The sequence below is a fragment of the Paenibacillus sp. FSL H3-0286 genome (assembly GCF_045040705.1).
Lineage (GTDB): Bacteria > Bacillota > Bacilli > Paenibacillales > Paenibacillaceae > Paenibacillus_AQ > Paenibacillus_AQ odorifer.
This window is the reverse complement of sequence record NZ_CP150285.1, coordinates 4,067,963-4,091,900: the sequence shown is the minus strand read 5'-3', so window position 1 is coordinate 4,091,900 and position 23,938 is coordinate 4,067,963. Positions and strand designations below refer to the sequence as shown.

Below are 23,938 nucleotides of genomic sequence, written 5' to 3'. Positions count from 1 at the left end.
GTGGCTATAGATTATGAAAAAGAAGTAGGCTCTGCTAAAGTAGAGCAGAAATTCCTATATGAATCCGGCAATGAAATGGCAGCTTATGCTGCTCATCAGATTAATTATCATGTAATGGGGTATTTTCCGATTTCTCCATCGACAGAAGTAGCACAATTTCTTGATACGATGAAAGCGAATGGCCAGCATGATATTATGCTGATTCCGTCAGATGGCGAGCATAGCTCTGCTGGAATCTGTTATGGCGCTTCAACGGCTGGCGGACGTGTATTTAATGCTACCAGTGCCCAAGGTTATATGTTCATGCTTGAGCAATTGCCTGTACAAGCTGGTACGCGTATGCCTATGGTTATGAATCTAATCTGCCGTTCGATCTCTGGACCGCTGAATATTCACGGGGACCATTCAGATTTGTATTTTGCTTTGAATACAGGTTGGCCTATTTTAATGTGCCGGGATCCACAATCTGTTTATGATATGAACCTAATGGCATTGAAGCTTGCGGAACATGCTAAAGTTCGTCTTCCGGTAATGGTGGCTTCAGATGGATATTTCACCTCCCACCAGAAACGCCGCGTTCAAGCTTTTACTCATCGGGAGGATGTTCATAAATTTGTTGGACCGCAGCCTCCAACAGGCTTTACCGATACTTTAGACCGCAATAATCCGGTAACGGTTGGCCCTTATATGAACGAACCTGACTATATTAACAACCGCTATCAGCAGTCCGTAGCTATGTACAATGCGGGTGAAGTTTTTGAAGAAATTGCGAAGGAATTTGCTGAGTTAACCGGACGTCATTATCCAATGATCGAGGAATATCGGATGGAAGATGCTGAAGTAGCCGTATTCTTGATGAATTCTGCCTCTGAGATTATTAAGGATGTTGTGGATCAGCTTCGGTTGCAAGGGATCAAAGCCGGTGCAATCTCGCCGAATATGATCCGTCCTTTCCCGCAGAAGCAAATTGCTGAAGCGCTGAAAAATGTTAAAGCAATCACCGTTGGTGACCGTGCAGATTCTGTTGGCGGACATGGTGGTAACATGGTCAATGAAATCAAGGCAGCCCTGTTCACATATGGCAACACTACGACTAAAGTAATTAGCCGTATCTACGGTTTGGGTGGTAAGGACTTCTACGCAGAAGACGGTCATGCCTTTTTCCAATTAGCAATAGATGCTGTTGCTGCAGATCGAGTAGACATACCATTTGATTATTATGGCCACAATCCGGGTACACCAGATAAAGCTCCGCAACGTCTTCTGAAGCCAATGGACTTTGACTCACTGAAGACAGGCTTAATCACTGTGAAACAGGATGAAGCAACAGGCAAATTAAGCGTACGGATTCCTCCGCTGCGCAGCTTGACGAAGAAACCTAAACGGCTCTCCCCAGGGCATGGTGCGTGTCCAGGTTGTGGAATTTTCTCAGGACTGGAGACTTTCTTCAAAGGAATTGAAGGGGATATCGTCGCACTTTATCATACAGGCTGTGCCATGGTAACGACTACGGGGTATCCGTATTCCTCCCATAAATCAACGTTTATCCATAATCTTTTCCAAAATGGAGCAGCTACCTTGTCCGGTGTCGTAGAGATGTTCTGGGAACGCAAACGTCGCGGTGAGCTGGATGGACTAGGGCTTAAAGAGGACTTTACGTTTGTTATGGTAACCGGAGATGGCGGTATGGACATCGGGATGGGACCGGCAATTGGAGCTGCACTGCGTGGTCACAAAATGATTATTGTAGAGTACGATAACGAGGGTTACATGAATACTGGAGCACAGCAGTCCTATTCGACACCACTGGGTCACCGTACTTCAACCTCCAGTATCGGCAAGCAGCAGCAAGGTAAAGTTACTCAGCATAAAGATACAGCACAAATTATGGCGGCTACTAACATTCCTTATGTCTTCACGGGTTCGGAGGCTTATCCGCAGGATCTGGTGAAAAAAGCGGCAAAAGCACAGTGGTACGCACAAAACGAAGGTTTGGTGTATGGTAAGATCCTGATCGCATGTCCGCTAAACTGGATGTCTGATGATAAGGAAGGCACGAACATCGTATCATTAGCTGTTGAGTCTTGCTTCTTCCCGTTATATGAAGTAGAGCATGGTTCTACGAATATCACATATAATCCTGAAGATAAGGGCAAACGTGTTGAGCTCTCAGCATGGCTGAAGACAATGGGTAAAACTCGTCATTTGTTGAAACCTGAGAATGAGCCAGCTTTACACAGCTTCGAAGAAGAAGTTGAGCGCCGTTGGAATCGTCTCAAGGCAAAACACGAACATCCTGACTTATAAGCTGTGTTTATCTCCAGTATATAAAATATGAAATAACCCGGCAGATTTGTCTGCCGGGTTATTTTGTGGTTAGGGAGCATTTGCGCGTAAGAAGCAGTTTTCGGACCCCACTGACCTTAAACAAAGCTTTCTCTCCCGTTTGAAATTCTAACGGACTCCAAAGCAGTTATCGGCCCTAAAACTCCCCAAATGAACCCTTTTTGAAGGAATAGTGTCACTGGAGTCCGCAAAACTTCTGAAAAAGCTAAAAACCAGCAAATAACGTCTCTTAGGTCCTATGTGTTAAAGACTTGGTCATTTACAGTTAGAATAAAGTCCAGTTTCCTTTTACTCTTGCATGTTGTTCTGCTCTAACCAGAAGATAGCGGGTACAAATGACAAGACAAGCACTACCTACGATTAAAGCGCCGAGAGCCCACCACCAGCTAGTACCGATATTATCGTATAACGCCCCGCGCACAAGAACCAGACTATATGTGAGTGGAAACAGAAGGGATAAACCCGTTGCCCATGCTGGGAATACTGCTGGTGGAATACGAACCCCGCCAAACAGCTCCATTGGTGCTTGAAAGATGTAATAGAGTAGCCCTGAATCCCTTGAGAAGAGAGATATCGCACACAGCAAAGCTCCCCATATAACCGCTGATATCATGATAAGTATTAATACAGGTAATAAGGCGCCCCAGTTAACAGTCGTTACGTCCGCAAGAAAAATGAAAGTCAGAATGGAGAAGCAAGCGAACATCCATATTCCGTGAAATAGTGAATATACGGAACGTCCATACAGGAAGGCCATTTTTGACGCTGGCGTTAGGAACACTACCTCAAGTGTGCCCCCTTTGCGTTCTTGTTCGAATAACCATGCGGCTTGCACAACCGTCCAGTATAACTGAAATACGAGATATCCACTCAGCAGAAAAAGGGGAATCCGTCCATCTGGTATTACTTTTGAGAGTGCTGATCCTGCTCCGGTTCTAAAGGGCTGCATAGTAAAGTAGGTGGTTAAAAAGGTGAGCGCCGGCCAGAGTAGAAGTGAAAAAAACACTGCGCGTCCCTTAACTCTATTTCGATGCTGCTTAGTGATCTCCGCGCTAAGGGTAAACCATAAGCTATGTAAGTTCATAATACCCTTCCTTCCGAAAGGAGGATAATCGCATCCTCCAAAGTAGGTTTTTCGGATGCGAAGCTTTTAATGCTAAGCCCCTGCTCAGTAGTCCATGGCAGGAGCTCTGTAATGATTCTATCAGCCGAAGGTGTCTTTACAGAAATGCGCTGCAGTCCATCATTTTGAAGTTCTAGTTTTTCTGTTGCGCAGACACCCATTAATTCCGCAGGCTGAGTAAATGTTCGTAGATGCTCTAGTAGCTTGGGACGAAGTGATTCATGCCAGCCTGTAACCTCTAAATGAGCAGTTTGCGAGCCTGCAACCTGATGGACAATCCGCTCAGGTTTGTCACAGAGCAGAAGCTCGCCTCGATTCAGTACATAAACTCGGTCACAAAGTTCTTCGACCTCCTGTAAATAATGGCTGGTCAGAAGGATACCCTTTCCACTGTCCAGTGCAAGCTTTCTTATCGTACTGCGAAGCTGCCTGGCAATAGGGGCATCAAGGCCAAGTGTGGGCTCATCTAGAAATAAGTATTGTGGATCGTTGATAAGTCCGCGGGCGATTTGCAGCCGTTGCTTCATCCCTTTAGAATATTGTTCAACGGGTTGGTCAGCAGCTTGGGTCAAACCTACTTCCTCCAGAAGACGTCCTGCTTCTCTAGCGATGTGAGGGCTGTTCATTCCATAGAGTTTACCGAAGTATTGAAGATTCTCTCTACCAGTGAGCCGCCAGTACAACATTCGTTCTCCTCCGGCGATCATATTTACTTTTTGCTGAATGGCCTGTCGATTTTTGTGTAGTGACATTCCATCGACTTCAATCCTGCCGGAGGTTGGCTCTAGGAGAGTAGAAAGCATACGTATTGTAGTGGTTTTTCCAGCGCCATTTAGACCGAGAAGACCTACGATTTCCCCCGCAGCGATATCTAAAGATAGTGATTTCACTGCTGTCACTGATCTTTTTTCCGAACGGAACCAGCTCAGTTTATGTTTGCTCTCGTAAATCTTAGTAACTTCATGCATATTAATCAATGGTTTCACCCCTCCAAGGTTTTAGAATCGTTCGAACAACCCGCGCTCTATGCGCCGGTTTGTCCATTGACCAACCGTTATGTATACAACAATAAGCAGTATGATTGGCCATATGTCAGGTAATCGTATTGTTTCTCCAGTTAGCAGCGAGCCTCGAAGGAGTTGTAGCGCATAGGTCAATGGGAAAATCTCACCTATAGCCTGCAAGTAGTCAGGCAAGTATTGCCTTGGAAACTGAAATCCACACAGTAGAGCAGTTAGCGTAAATAGAGTATTTTGCACAATGAAGGTGTCCCTTGTATAAAGCATAATGCTTCCTAGCACCAGCGCCATCGCATAACACGATAGTAAAAATAGCAAAATTCCCATGAAGACAGATAGGAAGTCAACGGAGGGGAGTCGAAGTCCTGCTAAAAGGCCAAAGAAGAGAACTACCAGCAATTCCGCCCCACTTCGATACAACTGCTGGACTGCGTTTCCTAGAAAATAACCGCTCCGGCTTGAAGGGGAGAGCAGCAGTGCCTCAAGTGTACCTTCTCTCCATTCGGTAATAAGTGCCCTGGATACATTCATCATCATACTAACGGAAAATATACTGAGCATACCTCCAATAATTACATAGGTCAGATAGTCCTCACTGCCACTATAGATAGCAAATTTTGAATCTATATCCCCTTTGATTAGATACACATAAGAAAAATAAGAGATGATGACTAGATAAACTCCATCAATAATGTGCCCGAATGTAAAGGTCCAGGGAAAGGCTCTAAGATTAGATTTTTGGTTTCTTTTTAGGGTTGCGATAGCGATATGCCACATATATACTCACACCTTTCATTAACCTCATTGTTCAAGGTACTGCCTTTGCAGGATGAGCAGATTATCAAAGACTTCTTTGTTCACTGAATAAAATAAATAATTCCCTTTTCGCTGTGATTGGGTAAATCCTGCTTCACTTAGTTGTTTTAGTTGTTTAGAGACCGCAGCTTCAGAAATACCCAATATTGGCGCAAGCTGCTTGGTACAATGCGGCCCTTTCCACAGCAGTTTCAGAATTCGCATCCGCGTATCATCACTTAAAGCTTTGAGTTGGCGCAACAGGTCACTCGGCGGTCCCCCACTAAAGGCAAGACCGGGAACATCCACCGTGAGAGGCAAAAATAAAGTGTCTTCGAACCAGCCAACAAGCAGATGCGGAAATATGAATGTAGAAGGAAAAACGTACACTTGTCCAAGCTGGTCATAAGGAAAGTAATACGTTACAGCCTTTTGTACTGTCAGAGTCCCGTTCTCTGAGAGGAGGCGTGGGTGGAGCGTATTTAATGCCTTTTCCGGGGAACGACTGGCTAAGTCTTGAAACTGAGCGGCTGAGATGTTCATAAATGGTTCAATATAGTCCCATTCCTGCCCGAAATAATCATGTTCGTATGTAATTAATGTTGAGATTAACAGCTTGCGAACACTAGCCAGATTGTTTATCAGGTACTTCACGTTTCCACTCAACTTCATCAGCGAACGTTTGCTTTCCGATTCATTCAGCCATTCGACTATAGTACTTAGTGCAATTTCTTGATTCATAAATAGATACACTAGCTCTGCATCCGGAAGTTTTTTGAGTAGAGTGATTCCTTGATTGCAAGAAATAGGGACACCCATACGGTCCGGTAAATCTAGCAGAGTGATCCAACGTTCTGACAACTGCCCAAGTGTGTGGATGTTCTCCTGTAGAGCAAGAGGCATTCTTTTCTTGAGCTCCAAAGCCCATTGTAATCTTGTTGGATGGTGTTCTGGTTGATGGAAGACATGAAGACTGCATAATAACTCATGAAAAGGACTGACGACCGTTTTGATCTTTCGATTTAAAGTTTGGAGTGAGCTCATCTCTTTCCTTTCCGATTAACTGTTTGGTTAATCAAAAACCACTTTCGCGTAAAGTGTTCAAAATTATAGGGGGAATGGTCAGGATTGTCAAATCTTTTATGCAGAAAAAAGCGAGAGCACATCTCCATGTGTTGGACATGGATGTTTCTCTCACTTATAGGATTCTTTTAATAGAGTTATGAAGTAGAGTTTTATCTTCTGCCTCTAGGCATCATAGAGTTATCGCACATGATATCTTTAACAGAATAGGTGTAGCAATGGCGAGGAACTGGGACACAGTGATGGCGTCTAACGATTTCTACCGGGTGAATAACATTCACAACTTGAGGGTGGTAATAATCTTGATAAACCACCTTAGGTGGGTCGGTGACAGTTTGGGCCGGACATTTTGGACATTCTTCTGACATTTCCTTCAGCTCCTTTGTGTGTGAACTTACCGTATTATACGCACAGAACAAAGGTATGCTTGGTTATTTGTCTAGTTAATAAAAAAAATGGGTGGGATTATTGTTTGTATATCTCTCGCATTACATGACGAAGCTCCGGGATAATAAGCCGTTCCATAGCCAATTTAACGGCTCCAGTGGAGCCGGGCATAGAAAAAATAGCTGTGTTGCCAATCGTACCTGCAATTGCTCGACTAAGGATTGCCGCCGAACCTATATCTTCTGTGTAGCTTAACATTCGAAAAATCTCACCGAAGCCCGGCAGCGTTTTATCCAGCAAGGATGAAACTGCTTCGTAGGTGGTATCACGGGGAGAAATTCCTGTTCCACCCGTGAGCAGTACGGCTTCAACTCCAGTGTGATCAGCGTTTTTATAGAGTAGTTCACGAATGTCTTGATAGTTGTCTTTGATAATGGTACGGCCTATAACTTCATAACCGGCAGCCTCAAGCATGGATTGGATTAAAGCTCCACCGGTATCTGTTTCAGTAGTTCTGGTGTCTGAGACGGTAATGATATAGCAGGACACGGACTGTGGTGCTTCCTTCCGATGTTCTTCAACGGATGACAATGAGATCAGCTCCTAAATTAGAGATGTTCTCATGATAGGGTATGGGGGAAGCAAAGACAAGTTTCGTTATCCAGCGCTAATCTTTTGAGGATATAGGGGTGCCGCTTGCGTGCTTTGGCATCATGTAGTAAACTCGCTACCATACCCGTAATTTGCAAGGAGCGATGAATCATGGAACAGGTTGTACCTGTGTATATATTGTCAGGATTTCTGGGAAGCGGCAAAACTACCCTGCTGCAGCGCCTGCTGGAACATTGGAAAGATCAGGGCTTACGCCCGGCAGTAGTGATGAATGAGCTGGGTGAAGTGAATCTGGATGGGCTGCTGGTTGAGCAAACCGTTCCTATGGCAGAGCTGCTCGGCGGCTGTATCTGCTGTTCTATTCGAGGGGATCTCAGCACAGAGCTAACAACTCTTATCAAGAAGGAATCACCGGATGTTGTTGTTATTGAGGCCACAGGTGCGGCGAACCCGCTGGAAATTGTAGATGGCGTAACCGAAACTTCACTGTATCAAAAAGTAGAGCTGAAAAGCTTGATCACCGTCGTTGACGCCGCGCATCTGCTCGAATTGTACCGTGCGCAGCAGGGCGCAACCTATCGACTGATGCAGGAGCAAATTCGCTGCGCCTCTGTTTTGATTCTGAATAAAACTGACCGTGTCTCAGCAGATGAAGCGGAAGAGATCACAACCGTTCTGCGAAAATGGAATTCTTATGCACCGATTATGCCAGCGGAGCGTTGTGAGATCGACACAGAGGAGCTCCTGCGTAGCGCAGGTGGAGTTCTTACGGATACAGAGCTTGAAGAGAGCGACAGCGAAAGCCATGTGCATGAGGAAGCTCTGCAATCTTCAGGAGCCACCCACGCTTCCCACGATCACGTGATGGCATACACACATTACTTCAAACGACCTGTCAACAGCGAAACCTTTGAACAGTTCGTCAAGGAGCTTCCGCGTGATGTTTATAGGGCTAAAGGCATTGTGACCTTTAATGACACCTCCAGTCGTTTTCTTTTTCAATATGCTTACCGTGAAGCTGATTTTATGAAAATCACACCTCAAGGCAAAGTGCCAGACGTAGCTGTATTTATCGGGGAACATTTCTCATCCAGTGAGTTACGCACGAAGCTGCTGGAGATGGAAGGACGTATTTTAGTTCGGCCTGGAACGATCAAAAGAAGCCTGTAATCCGTTCTGCTTCAGAAGAAGCTGTGGTTCATTCCTAATCTTGTAGGTTAATAGTAAGGCATACCATTAAAAATGCAGGAGGTTGAAGGCTATGACCCGAATTCAATATCAGGAGTGCATTGACGCTTGTCTCGAAAGTATGAATGCCTGTAACTACAGCTATGTCTCAAGCCTAAAAGAATATGATCTTGCATCTCTTCGTGAGAGCATGCGGCTCGATCGTGAATGTGCGGATATTTGTTCTTATGCCATTCAAGCAATGACCCGTCAAAGTCCGTTTGTATCTGGAATTCTAAAACTATGTGCAGAAATATGTGAAGCATGCGCGGATGAAAGCAGCAAGCATATACATAATCACTGCCAAGAATGTATTAATGCCTGCCGTAAAGCTGCAGAGGCATGCCGTTTGATTAGCGATGCTGTTGAGGTATATGCGTAAATCGTATAACTTAACTCTCATATATGAACTAATAGCCAGACTGTTGCTGTAGAAATATAGCAATAGTCTGGTTTTTTATATCCAGGTCTGTTTGATTCATGCTATTGGTAGAAAAATAGGGGAGAAATACTGGATTGAAAGTAAATTTTAGAAAGGGCTGCTATGGCAGTTCTTTCTTTTTTTTGATTCCTAGAAGAGGAAATTCGTAGGGAACCGGAGAATTAACAGTAGATATGAAGGGAGAATGTTAAGTGGCGAACTTAGTAGATCGTAACTTTGCCGGCGGTAGTATAGGTGTTGCTACTTCCCTAATTGAATTAGAGCAGATCAGTAAACAGTATGGACGCCGACCCGTATTGGAGGATGTATCGTTCACTATTGAAAAGGGAACTGTAACAGCTCTGATCGGACGAAACGGATCCGGCAAAAGTACCCTGTTGTCAATCTTAGCTGGACTTGTCCACATTTCCTCAGGAAAGCTGAGTTGTAAGGATCCAAATCTGAGCATTGGTTATGCACCTGAGATGTTTCCAGGGTTGAAGCTGACCCCAGAACAGTACTTGCGAAGTATGGGTCAGATTAGCGGCCTTGCGCCAGTCCTGATCGAACAGGAGCTAACAACGTTATTTCAACTTTTTAAACTGGAGCACTTTCGCAAGCAGTCGATGCTAAATTTCTCCAAAGGAATGCTGCAAAAAATTAATTTGATTCAAAGCTTGTTGGGAAGTCCCTCGTTGCTGCTTCTTGATGAACCTATGTCGGGCCTTGATCTCCCCTCAATGAATAAGTTAGCTGATCTTCTCATCGTTTTGAGAAATAAGGGGACTGCTATAGTCTTCTCTGTACATGAACCCCAATGGATTGAATTGCTTGCGGATCAGGTTCATGTGATACATGAAGGGAAAATTGTAAAGTCAATTCAGGGGTCAGAGAAGCTAAACATAAAACCCTCTACATACATACTATTGTCTAATCTGTCGATTCAGAAACTGCAGCAATTGAAGGAAATGGCAGGTTTCATTTCAATAAATACGTTTAAGGATAGTTGTAACATAGAACGTACGGCGTTGACAGTAACAAGTTTAGAATCAGATACTTTTTTGCGGGTTATCTTGGAGTCGGGTGGTTCAATACAATCGGTAGAACCTCGCGGAGGATCGCATGACTTAGAAAAATGGATGAATCCTAGGAGTTGAACAGGGGGTCTTACGTGTATCCGTTTATCGTTTACATGCTGCGAAGTTATACTCGATCTCAGCGTTATTTCGGCCCGTTAGCAGGGATTGTGATTGCAGTCTTGATATTGTATTCTTATAAGCCCAATCCAGTTATGAATAGCTATGCCGCTACAGCAGTAATGCTCTTTATAAGCTGCGCTTGGATGAGTCTTAGTTTTTTGAATCATGAGCACGCTGTTCATCGGCAGATTGCAGTTGTTCACATGCGAAGTGCGGCTAAACATAGTGCAGGTGGTATCTTAACGCTTGCATTTCTAACGCTGCTGCTAGATCTATTGATTGTCCTTTATCCTTGGGTAACGGGTCATTTTGCAGAATCACCCGGGGGATATCGGTTAATTCTCGCGCTCATAGGACATGGATTATTGGGTATGCTTGGTGTGGCTATTGCCCTATTCTTTCAATCTTCTTGGGTTCAAAAAGGCAGTCATGCGACAGGTATGTTGTTAGCTATCGTTATACTATCACTGGGCGGAGCACAAATCAGCGAAAGTTTGCCTGGTATATTTCCTTTTTTGATCTGGTTGTTGCCGCCAGTAACTCCTGTAATGGAGGCCATGATGAAAGCTGATACATTGTCATTAGCGGAGTTGTTAGGTTCATTTGCACAAGCATTAGTATATATAACACTGCTTATCGGTTTTTATTTGTACAGATCAAGACAGAGGGATTACAACAAAACATAACTTGTATAGATAAAAGGAACAAGGATACAGAAGTGGGGGAAAAGATGAAGGATACATATGTACCTGAGAGTGAACAATCAAAAGAGTTATTCGCCTATTTTGGACTGGCAGTTTATTATGGACAGGCCCTCGAGCAGCAGCTTACCAACTTGCTATTGCTTACTAAGCTATCACAAGGAAAAACGCCAACAGAAGCAGATCTGACAGACCTTTATCAGCGAAAACTCAGCAATTCACTCGGCCAACTCATCAAAGAAATCCAACATCATTTTCCTTTCTCGGAGCAAGAAACCGCTCAGTTGGAGGAAGTGTGGAAACAACGTAATTACATCGTTCATGATTACTTTAAAGAGCGTATACAGGAAACCTTTACGCCTGCCGGAAGGGCTAAAATGATTCGGGAGCTGAAACGTTTTAAAAATAAAGCAAGTAGACTTGAAGTTAAACTGCAAGGCTACTGCACAGAAATGTTCACGAAACTTGGATTAGAGGAGGAAAACTTATTGTAATAATCCTTCTAATCCGCAAGCTGTTACAACCTCTGGTCTAAAATGAACCGAAGAAGCTCTAACACAGCGAGAGAGTGCAGTTAAAGCTTCGCCTAATGCCGGAATCATCTCCGGTGTTAGGCTTTCTCCAGGTTCCCACCACCAATTGTTAATATTCAATGTTTGGCTCTTCTTATCCATCACCGGTTCAAATCTGCCAACAAAACGATCATTATATAATATAGGCAGTACATAGTAACCATATTCTCGTTCTATTGCCGGCTTATAGACCTCCCAGCGGTAATGAAATCCGAATAATTGCCGAACCAGCTCACGTTCCCACAACAAATTATCCAGCGGAGCCAAAACAGCCGCAAATGAATCACGTGGTTGAAGCCCAGTCTCTTCGGATTCTTGCAGCATCACAGACTCCAAGGTTGGAGCATCTATACTGCGGATATAAAGCGGAACCTTAATCCCCTCGACCCAAACTTTTCTGAGACTATCCTTCTCCAGCAATCTCTGAATCGCCGCCGCACGCTCTTTGCTCTTCAGTCCGGATATGCCCAGCCATCCGTCTCCAGATTTATTCCATAATAAGCCGATACTTCCTATTCTACGTAACACATACCAATCATGAAATTGTTCTTCCGTGACATTTGGATCGGCTGAACTCAGCAGCTCTGAGGGTAACAAACGTTCAGCGAAATCATAATATCGCCGGGTATGTACACGATGGTGGACAACAATCTCTCCCCAAAAGTACATGCTTTCCATTGCAGCTCGTGATAATCTTGTCGGAGCCCAAGCCCAATCTACTTTTTCCTTTCCGTCTAAATCCAGAGAGGAGAGAGGACCACGCTTCTGAAGCTCTTCACGAACCTGTGCTACAGCGACCATTACAGGCTCATTAGCCTGATGGTGGGAGGCAGCAGCTGTTCTTCTCCGCTTAAAATAAGGCCAATCCTCTGTACAATAAATAGACATGTTCTTGTCCCAGCCATCAACGAGCAGTCTGTCTTCATACAGAAGCTCTTGGACCAGTTCTGGCGTAAATCCCGGAATCCGTGCCTGGAGGACCAGCTCATGATTATGGCCAGCGATATTAAGGGGGTCATATTGGATGCAGCCTACGTGACGAACATAGTCATAAATACTAAGTTTTCCAGAAGGGATAGCTCCAGCAGTTAACTTTTGATGAGATAGCAGAAAAAGCCTGGCTTGTTTCTTAGTCAAATTATAAGTAAGCATCGTTTGCTCCTCCAAGGTTATGTATTAATTTCCATAATACAGAACATCTGTTCTAAGATCAAGCAGGAAAAAACCCTGAATCACAATGAAGTGACTCAGGGTTGTAAATTACATTTTCTCAAGAGAGGGTTGCAAGTTTCCGAGTGCTGGACGGTTGCTTGCGCCAGCGTTATCGCCAGAGCTGTTAGCAGCAGCACCTACTTGCAGCTGGTACATACGGAAGTATCTTCCGCCAAGCGCCATCAGTTCATCGTGGCTGCCGCTTTCTACGATCTCTCCGTGATGCAGGACTAGAATCTGATCTGCACTGCGAATCGTGGATAAGCGGTGAGCGATGATGAAAGTGGTGCGTCCTTTTTTGAGAACTTCCAGCGCATCCTGAATGACGCTTTCCGTTTCTGTATCGATGTTGGAGGTAGCTTCATCTAGAATGAGAATAGCTGGGTCAAAGGAGAGAGCTCTCGCAAAAGAAATCAATTGCCGCTGACCCGCAGATAAAGTACTTCCTTTTTCGATGACAGGTTCATCAAATCCTTGTGGAAGATGAGCGAGTAACTTATCCGCACCAACCTCACGCAAAGCACGTTCTACCCGTTCACGGGAAATTCGTTCATCCCCTAGGCTGACGTTCGAAGCAATGGTGCCCGTGAAGAGGTACGGATCCTGCAGCACGATGCCCATGTGATTCCGCAGCCACTGCTTCGGAATATCCGTAACCTTTTGACCGTCAATCGTAATATCGCCTTTTTGTGGATCATAGAACCGGAACAGCAGATTGATGATCGAGCTTTTGCCGGAACCCGTATGACCTACAAGAGCGACAGTTTCACCCGGGCGTGCTTCAAAGGAGATATCGCGCAGGACGTAGTCTTTTTTATAAGCAAAAGATACATTCTTAAATTCCACTTTCCCTTTGTAGCGTGGCATGGAGCCGTCCGTAACATTCTCTCCAGGTTCATCCATAAGCGTAAACACACGTCCCGCGGATACCATAGAAGTATCCAGGTTCGCCAACTGGTTCACCATACCTGTGATAGGCTGGAACAAACGTCCGAGCACATCGACAAAGGCATACAGAACGCCTAAGGATACAAAGGTTGAACCAGTAATACTGCCATGTCCGAAATACCAAAGCACCATCACAAAAGAGAGACTGCGAAGTGAGTTCACCAGATTGTGGGACGTGAAAGCATTCAGATTTAACATTTTATTCTGATATTTCAAGTAATCATCGTTCAGGTTCTCAAATTCTGCACTAAGCTGCTTCTGACGGCGGAATATCCGGACGATTGACATCCCCTGAATCGATTCATTAATAATGGCGTTAATTTCACTTAGACGTGAGCGAATGATCGTATTGTATTTGGTCGCAATTTTGCGATAGAGCACGATCCACAGCACAAGAATAGGTACAATGAACAAGCTGATCAGACCCAGACGGACATCAAGTAAGAACAGAGCGATATACACGCCAGTTATATTGATAATACCGGTGCTGAAATTGGAGAGGACCGCAATGAATAGATCCTTAATCGCCTCGGTATCATTTGTAACCCGCGACACTACCTTACCAGCAGGCAAATTGTCAAAAAAATGAACGGGTAGTCGCTGGATATGCGCGTATACATCTGTCCGCAGCTTCCGGATTACCTGATTCGCCGAAGATTGCAGCCAATAGGTTTTTCCGAATTCAGCAAAGATGGAGATTACAAGAAAAATAGCATACATTCCGACCAACTGATAGATTCCAGGAAGCTCGGGTTTGTAAAAAGCGAACAGCTCATCGGCCGACAGCTTAACCGCGGGATAGATAACTTCGTTATCACCACGGGTGATATGCATCTCTCCATCGATGAACTTTCGTTCACCGTCAGGCTGTGTTACAGCTTCGTTAATAAAATAGAAACTTCTCCCTGCTTGAAGAACACGAATTTCTTGGCCTTTAGTTTCACCAGGCTCAAAGCGATCGCCGCGTTTGTATAAATTATTGTTATATTCAGCCGCCTTATCGGGAGACGTAGTGCTGAAATAGGGCTTCTCGATGGCCAGCATGTGATTGTCGATCATGCTTTTGGCTATAAATGGACCTGCCAGCTCTGCCGCTACCCCGATTGAAAGCAGCAGAAGGGCTGCGATAAAGGTTTTCTTTGCGGTCAATGCATATTCCAGCAGGCGTTTGCCTGTACTTTGTGTCAACCGTGACACCTCCTAAAATGTTTTGCGTAGTCGTAGCTCGTTTATTTATGGTTATAGTTTAATCATTTGATAAGTTATTTTCGACTTGCTGCCGATCATATTGTTCACGGTACCAGCCATTCAAATCCAATAGTTCCTGATGTGTACCTCGCTCAACGATTTGTCCGTTATCCAGTACAACAATCATGTCGGCATGTTGGACGGCAGAAAGACGGTGAGTAGAGATTAATGTGGTTTTTCCGGCACGTTCATTCCGGATATTGTCGATAATCTGAGCTTCCGTACGAGCGTCAACGGCTGATAAGGCATCGTCCAGAATAAGAATATCAGGATTAGCGATAAAAGCTCTGGACAGAGAGACACGTTGCTTTTGTCCACCGGAGAGAGATACACCACGTTCACCCACTAGAGTATCCAGACCATCGGACAATGTGCCCAGGTCATTCTGGAAAGCGGCAGCTGTAATGGCTTGCATAATCGTATCGTCATCGGCGTTGTCTAGACCAAACTGAATGTTTTGCCGAACGGATTTGGAGAAAAGGATTTGCTCTTGTGGAACATAACCCATCCAGCTATGCAGCTGATCCAGGGAAATCTGTTGAATAGGCACACCAGAGATAAGGATTTCTCCATTACCTGTCGGATATTCGCGGAGCAATTGTTTGAGCAGTGTAGATTTCCCGCTTCCTGTACGCCCGACTACACCTAATGTCTGCCCTTGGTTCAGGGTTAGGTTGACATGGGTTAGATTGTCTATCGTCGAAGAAGGATAACGGAAAGTCACATCGTTAAGCTCGATTCGAGTAGGGTGAGGAACTTGAACGGGATGGGCAGCATTTTGAACATCGGGTTTGGAGTTTAATGTCTCGTCGATACGTTCGAGGGAAGCTCCACCACGCTGCATAATGTTGATCAATTCTCCAATAGCGAACATCGGCCATACAATCATACCGAGATACATATTAAAGGAGACTAGATCACCCAGTGTGATCTGATTGCGGAATACAAGGTAAATCCCATAAGTAAGACCAATAATGTAGCTGAGTCCGACGCAGAAGCGGATAGTTGGTTCGAAGAAAGCATCGACACGAGCTACGGCCATATTTTTGTTGTAAACATCTTCAGTAATATCCGAGAAACGTTTTTCATCAAGACGCTCTTGGACATAAGCACGGATTACGCGCACACCAGAGACAGATTCGAGCACTTGGTCATTCATATCTCCGAACGCATCCTGCGCTAAGCTGTACCGATCATGAATAGCTTTACCATAAAAAATCATAGCTATTGCAATTAGAGGTAATGGTAATACTGCTGCAAGGGTCAGCTTCCAACTTACGAGAAAGCCCATCGCAAACAGCACAACCGTAAGGTAGATTGTAGAATCCACCAGTGTAAGCATCCCGAATCCTACGGTAGCTGAGACGGCTCTGATATCATTGGTTGCCCGGGCCATGAGGTCACCAGTTCTATTTTTTTCGAAGAACGAGGGTGTCATAGTCATAAGATGATTCATAAATCGGGAGCGCAGCAGGCGCTCAACAAGGTTGGAACCTCCGAAAAGTTTGTGCATCCATATGTAGGTAATCCAATAAATAACTAGCAGCAAAATGAAGATCATGCCGATATATTTGGCAAGCGAAGCTGTAGTAATCGAACCGCGTACTATGTCGTCAATGGCATTGCCTAGCAGACGTGGAGGGAGTAATTCAAGAACGCCCACACCTATGAGTAATATGAGTCCAATCAGGTAACGCCTTTTTTCTCGGCGAAAAAACCAGCCGAGATCGCGAAGAACAGAGAACAAGTAAATCCCTTCCTTTCAGGTTGTAATGATTGCTTGTGATGCTGATAAAAGCGCAAGTGATTATCTCTTCAGCAAACAAAAAAGGCATATCATCCGAAAACGGACGATATGCCTGTAATTTACAGCTATCATGCGCACGGTGCGTTACAGCACCAAGCATGTGAGAGACCTTCAAGAACTAAAGTTATACGGTCCATAAGACTCGCAAAAACTTCAGGATGGCTTAATCACTTGGGCTGCTTCGGTATTCGGTTGAGTAAAAATTCCAACAATAGTAAAATAATATGGCTGTAACTTCGTAAACACCGCGCTCACCCCTTTCATTAATTTGGTAATAACTAGAAGACGTTTAGTTATGTTCAGAGTTTATCATCCGGTTCGCGAATTTGTCAAACTTAATTTTAAATGGATTGGGAAATCATTAATTGCATAAAGTTGTTTGAATATCGACTTATTTTCGTTATGATTAGAATATACAAAGGAGCTGAGAGAAATGAACATGGAAATTAGTCAAGCAGCGGCAGCTTGGTTTAAGAGAGAATTGGACCTTAAGAATGGAGACTATATTCGTTTATTTCCCCGTTATAGCTCGGGAGGTGGACTTCACCCCGGTTTTTCGCTGGGCATTGCTACAGAAGCACCTGGGCATCCAGCTATTCAGGTCAAACAGGATGATATTGTGTTCTATATGGAGGAGCAGGACTTATGGTATATGGAAGGTTATGACCTATCTATCGTATACTCTGAGTCAGAGGATGACATTGAATATAAGTACGAACCAAAGCCGGTATCCGGCGAAGTTCAGGTATAGTTGTCTTAATGATTGTTTATTTTAATCAGGAAAAGCCCTTGCCAAAAGGCAGGGGCTTTTCAAATGCTGTCTTTAAAAATGAGGGTATTTCAGTTGGAAATTACATAGGTGTTATCAGTGCAAATTGCGAGAGGTTTCTTCCTCCAGAGCGAAGTCGAAGTCGTCAATATCGTACACCTGAACTGGAACTCCACCCTCGATGATCCGTTGAATCAATTCAAATTGATCCGTTAGGATAGGTACTTTCTCACGTTGTGAGGACAGCAGAAGCTCTGTTTCGATGGGATCGAACATCTCACCGTAGGCAGCGGTATCCATACTGTTAATGATGGTGATTTTGGATTGCCCGCCAAGGAGAATACCTGAGCTTTTCGCCCAAGGCACAGCTAAACAGCGGTTGATCTTCTTCGCGTTGAGCGGTTCTTCAAAATAAGCAATGAGCTCACTAATCTTCAACTTAACATGCTTGTCGTCGTCCGGACGGTTCATCAACGGATCATCGCTGTCTCGCAGTTCGTATAGTTCCATCACGGTAGTATAAGGCACTATATATTCTACAGGGCTGCTCGATACGAGAAGCTGGCCGTAAATCGCCATCATGACGGCTTCCGTCACAAATTGTCTAGACATCGTTATCCTCCTGAAGTTCGGTACTGCAATTGTACTTATGATCTAAAATTATAAAAACACTGTAGAGAGCAAAAGTCAACTGTACTTAGCAACTCACTAAAGAGAAGGGACAGAATATTCCTGTGAAGCAATGGAAATCATATTTTACTTTTGTACGACCTTATATGAAATTGATTGTGTTTACGCTGTTTATCGGCATGATCAAATTCAGTATTCCGCTAACACTGCCAATGATTCTGAAATACGTGGTCGATGACCTCCTAATGAACCCGAGCATGGGGATTGAGGAACGGGTATCACATTTGATGCTTATTCTGGGTGGTGCCTTAATTTTATTTGTTATCGTAAGAGGGCCCGTAGAGTATTATCGCCAATACTTTGCTCAGCTTATCACAAGTAAAGTGTTGTTCGATATGCGAAATAAGCTTTACAGTCATTTACAGCGGCTGTCTCTGCGGTATTATCAGAATACCAAGGTGGGAGAAGCCATCTCCAGATTTATTAACGATGTTGAGCAGACCAAAAATTTGGTCGAAGTCGGCATGATGAATGTATGGCTCGACACGTTTACACTAGTTTTTGCTTTGGGATTTATGTTTTATTTAAATCCGGTGCTGGCGCTCGTGTCTATCTCGGTATTACCTTTTTACGCAATTGCAGTTAACAAATTGTATAAGCGGCTTAAGCTGTTAACGAAAGATCGTTCTCAAGCTCTGGCTGGCATTCAAGGTTATCTCCATGAACGGATTCAAGGGATATCAATCATCCGCAGCTTTACGATGGAAAAAGTGGATCAGAAGCAGTTTGAGGACATCAACGGTAACTTTCTTAAAAAAGCGATGGCGCAAACCCGCTGGAATGCTATGACCTTCGCAATTATTAATACATTAACGGATATAGCACCTCTTTTGGTCATCGGATATGGTGGTTATCAGGTCATTCATGGCAATTTGACAGTAGGTACCTTTGTAGCTTTCTTTGGCTATCTGGACCGGATGTATTCCCCGCTGCGGAGATTGATTAATTCCTCGACGGTGCTTACGCAAGCCTCTGCTTCTCTTGAACGGGTGCTTGAGCTGCTGAATGAGCCTTATGATATTGTAGACAAGCCGGGAGCAAAAGTGCTAAAGGATTCACGTGGTGAGATTGCTTTTGAGAATGTATGGTTTAAATATAACGAAGAGAATGATTGGGTCTTAAAAGATATTAATCTGAGTATTCAGCCCGGACAGACCATTGCGTTCGTCGGAATGAGCGGTGGAGGAAAGTCCTCCCTTATAAGCTTGATCCCGAGATTCTATGACATCAGTAAAGGCAGCCTCCAAATGGATGGTTATGATATACAGGAATTAACACAGGAAAGCTTGCGTAGGTCTGTCGGCATGGTCCTGCAAGATAATTTCTTATTCAGCGGATCTGTGCGTGAGAATATTTTGTTCGGTAATCCTAATGCCACGGAAGAAGAGGTCATTTCAGCAGCAAAAGCTGCCAATGCGCATGATTTTATTGAGCAGCTGCCACTGGGTTATGAGACAGAAGTGGGAGAACGTGGTGTTAAGCTATCCGGAGGACAGAAGCAGCGGGTTGCTATCGCAAGGGTATTTCTCAAGGATCCGAAGGTTCTTATATTAGACGAAGCTACTTCGGCGCTGGATCTGGAATCGGAGCATTTAATTCAACAAGCGCTGCAGTCTCTTTCTTCGGAACGTACTACACTAATTGTAGCGCATAGACTGTCAACGATTACACATGCGGATCAGATTGTCGTACTTGAGAATGGTGAAATTACTGAACGGGGTACGCATGAACAGCTGATGGCGATAGAGGGTAGTTATGCGCGATTATTTAACGTACAGCATTTAGACGCTTAATATTTTTTTGGAAAAATACTTGAACATCTTAGTGGTCCTCTCGAAAGAGAAGGCCACTTTTTTTGAATTCCAATCAGGGTGGCGGCACACAGTAACTTATACTATGGCAAAAATTCTAAACGGAATCTGAGTCTTTTCGGAGATCATGTGCGTCTAAAGCTTATAAACATCATGAAAGGAAGTGAGGAACGTGAATAAAACCACGCTTGAGGAAAAGGCGATAGCAGGTGATGAAGACAGCTTTACTGCGCTTATTGACGGCATGCAGGAGCGTTTATACCGAATGGCCTACTCCTATGTGCGGAATCAAGAGGATGCACTGGAGATTGTGCAGGAGACCGTCTTCAAAGCCTATATCTCCATTCATAAATTGAAGCAACCGCAATATTTTAAAACTTGGCTCACCAAGATCGCTGTCAACTGTGCGCTGGACTTTATCCGTAAATCTAAAAAAATCGTGTATATAGATCAAGAGCTGGGAGGCAGCTATGCTCCGAAATCTAGGGAAGAAGTTATGGACTTGCATGAAGCGCTCAGCGGTCTTGATGAAAAATCAAGAATGGTGATTGTGATGAGATATTTGGAGGACTTGCCCATAAAGGAAATTGCAGAGGTTCTCGATATGCCCCTGAGCAGTGTCAAAACCGTTATTTATAGAGGTTTGGAAAAATTAAAAATAAGTATGGAGGAGAGTGAGTACTTTGGATAAGCAACTAGAACGTCTACAGCAAGCCTATAATGAGATTGAAATTCCTAAAGAACTATCATTCGCTTCTCGTAAAGGAATTGAAAGAGGAAAAATCTATAAACAGAAAAATAGTTATTCAAAACGGGCCTTGAAATGGACAGGATCAGTAGCTGCTGCTGTATTGATTTCTTTTACGGTGGGTGTAAATACGGTTCCTGCTTTTGCGAGTAGTATGGATCAAATACCGGTTCTAGGTAAGCTGGTCAGTGTTCTGCAATTTACGGAAGGAAGTGCAGGTGGTGGAACCATTCAGGATGGAGTAGATGTGAATTTTATTTCGGTCAAACAACTGAAGAATAGTGATCAATTGATTTTGAATTTTGCAAATCCAGATGAAACACAACAGTTAGCAAGCTCATATAACGTAAAGTTTACGGAAAATCCGGCAACAATGACGATTACAGTAAGTGGGGCGAGAAAATTCTCAGCAGTCAAAGATCTGGAGACATTAAAACAAAGCCGATATGTCCAGGATGCTTATCCACTAATTACGCTAGATGATTCGGCTATTCGGTTCAATGTCACGCTTACGGACTCGGTTGCTTATGAGGTAAAGGAATATAAAGAGCCAGCACAGGTAGTGATTACGTTAAAAGAGAAAGGAGACGAAGTAAAAGGGGGCTCTGTATATTCGTTAAGAACGGTCTCACAGCCTTCTGGTGAGGCGCTGGGTATGGCTGAAGAAATGTTATATGGGTTAGAGGATGTGCGGATGTTAAAGGATGAGAAGGGCTTATATCTCGTGGAAGCAGGATATTTTAATACAGAAGAAGAGGCTTTGAAGCAGTTGCAGAAAATTAAGACAGAGTATAGCGTTGAAGATTTATTAGTCGTTGAAAAAAGAGCGGTGCAGCAAATTCCGCAGTCCATTTCTCAGGTGGAGGAATAGTGATGTAGTGGCTTCTATAAAAGGCACAATAAAAAAGACCGCCAAAAGCGGTCTTTTTTGTGCTGTTCTATTACATTTTGCCGATCATAAGTGATAAAATGCCGGCTGCGATCAGCGGTCCGACCGGAACGCCTTTAAATAACGCAACCCCAATCACCGTGCCAATCAGCAGACCTGCAACAACTGTGGGTTGGTTGGTCATGAGCGTAGCACCGCGGCCTCCAAGAAAAGCGACGAGAATGCCAATAGCGATAGCAAGCAAGGACTTCCAGTGCAAGAAGGATTGACCGACTGTCTGCAGCGATATTTTGCCGCTGGCTAATGGGGTCATGACCCCGATGGTCAGGATGATAATCCCGATGGTTAAACCGTATTTTTCTAGCCAAGGAAAAGTTTGCTGTAAGCCAAGTACTCTTAGCAGTAATAGGACGACCATTGCTATTGTTACAGGGGAATTGCTGCTGATAATTCCAAGCGCTGCAAGTCCAAGCAAAAGCAAAGAGGTCATGTCCATCTTAATGTTTCAACTCCTTAGGATTAGAACTTTCTTTTGACACAATGTGATCTGCAATAAGCTTACCATGCCCTCTTCCGGTCTCAATAAACACTTCGTTAGCATTGCGGCCGGAGGCGATTACTCCAGCAACATACAACCCTGGAACATTACTTTCCATGGTAGAGGTGTTAAAAGCAGGCTTATCCATGTCGTCATCCATGATCACACCCGCTGAAGTGAGGAGGGTACGGCTCGGACGGAAGCCAGTCAAGGCAAGAACGAAATCATTATCCAATGCTTTCTTGTTCCCCTTATGATCCGTAACAATTACTGAGCTTGCAGTAATTTCAGTGACACGCGAGCCTAAGTGCAGAGTGATTTTCCCTTTTTGCACCATGCCTTCAAAGATTGGCCGAACCCAAGGTTTAATATTCTCTGAGATGCTTTCACCACGATATACCATATCTACCGTAGCTCCTACACGCATAAGCTCCAGTGCTGCATCTACTGCGGAATTACTGCCGCCAATTACAGTTACCTTCATTCCCGTGTAAGGATGGGCTTCACCGAAATAATGAGTAACTTTAGGTAGTTCTTCACCTGGAATGCCAATCATATTCGGCTGATCAAAATAACCTGTTGCTATAACTACATTTGCAGTGATACGTTTCTGATGCTCACCACGCATATTTGACGTATGTACGGCAAAGGTTCCATCTTCAAGCGGCTCAATGGATAAAGCTTCTTCATAAGCGGCGATCTCTAGACCATATTGCTCGGCGGCTCGGCGGTAATAGACAAGCGCTTCATGACGGTAAGGCTTGTCGTTCGTCGAAGTGAAAGGAACATCCCCGATTTCTAATAACTGAGCCGTACTGAAAAATTGCATATTTGTTGGATACAAATAAATGGAGTGCACAATAAAGCTTTTTTCAATGATAAGGCTGGACAGGCCTTGGCGTTGGCATTCAATAGCTGCCGAGAGGCCGCAAGGACCTGCACCGATAATAATGACATCTTTCATAAAGCGGGTTACCTCCTGATTGTTACTATCTTTTCTTTAAATCCTACCCTAAATTCATGAATTTTTCCATAAGAGCAGATTGAGTATAATAACCATTGCAAGAACAACGTTGATTATTATATAATTAGATATATATCTAATGTATCAATGTATTGTGAAATTCTAGGAGCGTGAACCCAGTGCAGTTGGAGAAAATCGTGAGTTATCATAAAGCTTTAGCTGATCCAACGCGTCTTCGCTTATTGTTGCTTCTGTCCCAAGGAGAAATGCATGGGCAAGCGCTGGCTGAGAAGTTGAATTTATCGCAGCCTACAGTCACTCATCATGCGGCTAAATTACGTGAAGCGGCTCTAATAAAGGAAAGACGCGACAAAAATACAGTTTACTTTAAGTTGAATCCGGAGTTTATCAATAATGGGGCTGAAGCTTCACTGCAATTTATTTTTTCGAAAGGAGCTGAGAATATGGAAGAGCAATTGCCTGAGAATAGTCTTCAGGATACTGTAATTCGTAATTTTTTCTCTAAAGATGGCCGGCTGCGGCAAATTCCCGCACAATACAAGAAGAAATTGATAGCGCTTCAATACATGGTTGAGAAGCTAGAGCCAGGTGTTGTTTATACGGAAAAGGAAATCAATGAGTTTATTAAGCAGTTTCATGAAGATTTTGCCACTATTCGTCGTGAATTCATCATGCATCAGTTTATGTATCGTGAGAAGGACAAGTATGAACTAAATCCTCGAGAAGTATGGACTCGGTGGGAATATGTCAAATAATGATCTTTTAAATATTAACATTCTGTGTCGATTTGAAATGTACTGATTAATTA

Annotated in this window: 22 protein-coding genes; 11 read left to right on the top strand and 11 right to left on the bottom strand. The window is 43.9% G+C overall.

The window, feature by feature from the left end; translation table 11 throughout:
- On the top strand, nucleotides 1-2,307 hold the full coding sequence (locus MHB37_RS18460) for a thiamine pyrophosphate-dependent enzyme (protein WP_076128294.1): 2,307 nt from the start codon (nucleotides 1-3) through the stop codon (nucleotides 2,305-2,307).
- A gap of 304 nt (nucleotides 2,308-2,611) precedes the next feature.
- On the opposite strand, the gene MHB37_RS18455 is transcribed toward MHB37_RS18460, so the two are convergent.
- The 5 genes from MHB37_RS18455 to MHB37_RS18435 form a co-directional block, all read right to left on the bottom strand.
- Nucleotides 2,612-3,430: an ABC transporter permease gene (locus MHB37_RS18455; protein WP_076128296.1), complete on the bottom strand. Its 819-nt coding sequence runs from the start codon at nucleotides 3,428-3,430 to the stop codon at nucleotides 2,612-2,614.
- On the bottom strand, nucleotides 3,427-4,446 hold the full coding sequence (locus MHB37_RS18450) for an ABC transporter ATP-binding protein (RefSeq protein WP_405168345.1): 1,020 nt from the start codon (nucleotides 4,444-4,446) through the stop codon (nucleotides 3,427-3,429). The genes MHB37_RS18455 and MHB37_RS18450 overlap by 4 nt, the downstream gene beginning before the upstream one ends.
- A 21-nt stretch (nucleotides 4,447-4,467) precedes the next feature.
- Nucleotides 4,468-5,265, bottom strand: a complete 798-nt coding sequence (locus MHB37_RS18445; protein ID WP_405168344.1) for an ABC transporter permease — start codon at nucleotides 5,263-5,265, stop codon at nucleotides 4,468-4,470.
- A 24-nt stretch (nucleotides 5,266-5,289) separates the two neighbouring features.
- Nucleotides 5,290-6,327, bottom strand: coding sequence for a metalloregulator ArsR/SmtB family transcription factor (locus MHB37_RS18440; protein WP_405168343.1), 1,038 nt, complete (start codon nucleotides 6,325-6,327; stop codon nucleotides 5,290-5,292).
- A gap of 504 nt (nucleotides 6,328-6,831) precedes the next feature.
- A complete protein-coding gene (locus MHB37_RS18435) occupies nucleotides 6,832-7,350 on the bottom strand; it encodes a molybdenum cofactor biosynthesis protein B (RefSeq protein WP_076128304.1) in 519 nt (172 codons plus the stop codon).
- A gap of 165 nt (nucleotides 7,351-7,515) precedes the next feature.
- Here MHB37_RS18435 and MHB37_RS18430 point away from each other — a divergent pair, with 165 nt between their 5' ends.
- The 5 genes from MHB37_RS18430 (at nucleotide 7,516) to MHB37_RS18410 (ending at nucleotide 11,407) form a co-directional block, all read left to right on the top strand.
- On the top strand, nucleotides 7,516-8,535 hold the full coding sequence (locus tag MHB37_RS18430) for a CobW family GTP-binding protein (protein ID WP_405168342.1): 1,020 nt from the start codon (nucleotides 7,516-7,518) through the stop codon (nucleotides 8,533-8,535).
- Between the two features lie 91 nt (nucleotides 8,536-8,626).
- Entirely contained in the window at nucleotides 8,627-8,974 is a 348-nt protein-coding gene (locus tag MHB37_RS18425; RefSeq protein ID WP_036688030.1) for a four-helix bundle copper-binding protein, read from the top strand.
- 251 nt (nucleotides 8,975-9,225) lie between these two features.
- Entirely contained in the window at nucleotides 9,226-10,170 is a 945-nt protein-coding gene (locus tag MHB37_RS18420) for an ATP-binding cassette domain-containing protein (protein WP_405168341.1), read from the top strand.
- Nucleotides 10,171-10,184: 14 nt separating this feature from the next.
- Nucleotides 10,185-10,898: a hypothetical protein gene (locus MHB37_RS18415; protein WP_405168340.1), complete on the top strand. Its 714-nt coding sequence runs from the start codon at nucleotides 10,185-10,187 to the stop codon at nucleotides 10,896-10,898.
- A gap of 44 nt (nucleotides 10,899-10,942) precedes the next feature.
- Nucleotides 10,943-11,407, top strand: coding sequence for a hypothetical protein (locus MHB37_RS18410; protein ID WP_038571625.1), 465 nt, complete (start codon nucleotides 10,943-10,945; stop codon nucleotides 11,405-11,407).
- Here MHB37_RS18410 and MHB37_RS18405 read toward each other — a convergent pair.
- From MHB37_RS18405 to MHB37_RS18395, 3 genes are all read right to left on the bottom strand, one after another.
- Nucleotides 11,399-12,637, bottom strand: a complete 1,239-nt coding sequence (locus MHB37_RS18405; RefSeq protein ID WP_405168339.1) for a winged helix-turn-helix domain-containing protein — start codon at nucleotides 12,635-12,637, stop codon at nucleotides 11,399-11,401. The genes MHB37_RS18410 and MHB37_RS18405 overlap by 9 nt on opposite strands.
- 108 nt (nucleotides 12,638-12,745) lie before the next feature.
- Nucleotides 12,746-14,833 carry an ABC transporter ATP-binding protein gene (locus MHB37_RS18400; protein WP_076302625.1) on the bottom strand — a complete coding sequence of 696 codons (2,088 nt, stop codon included), beginning with the start codon at nucleotides 14,831-14,833 and terminating at the stop codon, nucleotides 12,746-12,748.
- 58 nt (nucleotides 14,834-14,891) lie between these two features.
- Nucleotides 14,892-16,640 (bottom strand): ABC transporter ATP-binding protein, encoded by a 1,749-nt coding sequence (locus MHB37_RS18395; protein WP_076184456.1) that lies wholly within the window; start codon nucleotides 16,638-16,640, stop codon nucleotides 14,892-14,894.
- Between the two features lie 493 nt (nucleotides 16,641-17,133).
- Here MHB37_RS18395 and MHB37_RS18390 point away from each other — a divergent pair, with 493 nt between their 5' ends.
- Nucleotides 17,134-17,451 (top strand): HesB/YadR/YfhF family protein, encoded by a 318-nt coding sequence (locus MHB37_RS18390; protein ID WP_405168338.1) that lies wholly within the window; start codon nucleotides 17,134-17,136, stop codon nucleotides 17,449-17,451.
- A 114-nt stretch (nucleotides 17,452-17,565) separates the two neighbouring features.
- Here the strand turns inward: MHB37_RS18390 and MHB37_RS18385 are convergent, their stop codons facing one another.
- A complete protein-coding gene (locus MHB37_RS18385; protein WP_036688017.1) occupies nucleotides 17,566-18,081 on the bottom strand; it encodes a hypothetical protein in 516 nt (171 codons plus the stop codon).
- A gap of 122 nt (nucleotides 18,082-18,203) precedes the next feature.
- On the opposite strand from MHB37_RS18385, the gene MHB37_RS18380 reads away from it, so the two are divergent.
- The 3 genes from MHB37_RS18380 (at nucleotide 18,204) to MHB37_RS18370 (ending at nucleotide 21,589) form a co-directional block, all read left to right on the top strand.
- Nucleotides 18,204-19,952 carry an ABC transporter ATP-binding protein gene (locus MHB37_RS18380; RefSeq protein WP_076128337.1) on the top strand — a complete coding sequence of 583 codons (1,749 nt, stop codon included), beginning with the start codon at nucleotides 18,204-18,206 and terminating at the stop codon, nucleotides 19,950-19,952.
- 190 nt (nucleotides 19,953-20,142) lie between these two features.
- The gene (locus MHB37_RS18375; RefSeq protein WP_076128340.1) at nucleotides 20,143-20,661 is read left to right on the top strand and encodes a sigma-70 family RNA polymerase sigma factor; all 519 of its coding nucleotides are present in this window, start codon (nucleotides 20,143-20,145) and stop codon (nucleotides 20,659-20,661) included.
- A complete protein-coding gene (locus MHB37_RS18370) occupies nucleotides 20,654-21,589 on the top strand; it encodes a DUF4179 domain-containing protein (protein ID WP_076281696.1) in 936 nt (311 codons plus the stop codon). The genes MHB37_RS18375 and MHB37_RS18370 overlap by 8 nt, the downstream gene beginning before the upstream one ends.
- 70 nt (nucleotides 21,590-21,659) lie before the next feature.
- Here MHB37_RS18370 and MHB37_RS18365 read toward each other — a convergent pair whose 3' ends face one another.
- Complete coding sequence (locus tag MHB37_RS18365) at nucleotides 21,660-22,103, bottom strand: DUF441 domain-containing protein (protein WP_036688009.1); 444 nt, start codon at nucleotides 22,101-22,103, stop codon at nucleotides 21,660-21,662.
- Nucleotide 22,104: 1 nt separating this feature from the next.
- Nucleotides 22,105-23,109 carry a YpdA family putative bacillithiol disulfide reductase gene (locus MHB37_RS18360; RefSeq protein ID WP_076281697.1) on the bottom strand — a complete coding sequence of 335 codons (1,005 nt, stop codon included), beginning with the start codon at nucleotides 23,107-23,109 and terminating at the stop codon, nucleotides 22,105-22,107.
- Between the two features lie 179 nt (nucleotides 23,110-23,288).
- On the opposite strand from MHB37_RS18360, the gene MHB37_RS18355 reads away from it, so the two are divergent.
- Nucleotides 23,289-23,885, top strand: coding sequence for a metalloregulator ArsR/SmtB family transcription factor (locus MHB37_RS18355; protein ID WP_036688006.1), 597 nt, complete (start codon nucleotides 23,289-23,291; stop codon nucleotides 23,883-23,885).
- Nucleotides 23,886-23,938 lie beyond the last annotated feature (53 nt).

What these genes read in the sequence shown, in the direction of transcription:
- MHB37_RS18405 (WP_405168339.1), bottom strand. Translation starts at nt 12,637, where the DNA reads ATGCTTACTTATAATTTGACTAAGAAACAAGCCAGGCTTTTTCTGCTA.
- MHB37_RS18410 (WP_038571625.1), top strand. Translation starts at nt 10,943, where the DNA reads ATGAAGGATACATATGTACCTGAGAGTGAACAATCAAAAGAGTTATTC.
- MHB37_RS18445 (WP_405168344.1), bottom strand. Translation starts at nt 5,265, where the DNA reads ATGTGGCATATCGCTATCGCAACCCTAAAAAGAAACCAAAAATCTAAT.
- MHB37_RS18390 (WP_405168338.1), top strand. Translation starts at nt 17,134, where the DNA reads ATGAACATGGAAATTAGTCAAGCAGCGGCAGCTTGGTTTAAGAGAGAA.
- MHB37_RS18385 (WP_036688017.1), bottom strand. Translation starts at nt 18,081, where the DNA reads ATGTCTAGACAATTTGTGACGGAAGCCGTCATGATGGCGATTTACGGC.
- MHB37_RS18440 (WP_405168343.1), bottom strand. Translation starts at nt 6,327, where the DNA reads ATGAGCTCACTCCAAACTTTAAATCGAAAGATCAAAACGGTCGTCAGT.
- MHB37_RS18425 (WP_036688030.1), top strand. Translation starts at nt 8,627, where the DNA reads ATGACCCGAATTCAATATCAGGAGTGCATTGACGCTTGTCTCGAAAGT.
- MHB37_RS18360 (WP_076281697.1), bottom strand. Translation starts at nt 23,109, where the DNA reads ATGAAAGATGTCATTATTATCGGTGCAGGTCCTTGCGGCCTCTCGGCA.
- MHB37_RS18455 (WP_076128296.1), bottom strand. Translation starts at nt 3,430, where the DNA reads ATGAACTTACATAGCTTATGGTTTACCCTTAGCGCGGAGATCACTAAG.
- MHB37_RS18430 (WP_405168342.1), top strand. Translation starts at nt 7,516, where the DNA reads ATGGAACAGGTTGTACCTGTGTATATATTGTCAGGATTTCTGGGAAGC.
- MHB37_RS18365 (WP_036688009.1), bottom strand. Translation starts at nt 22,103, where the DNA reads ATGGACATGACCTCTTTGCTTTTGCTTGGACTTGCAGCGCTTGGAATT.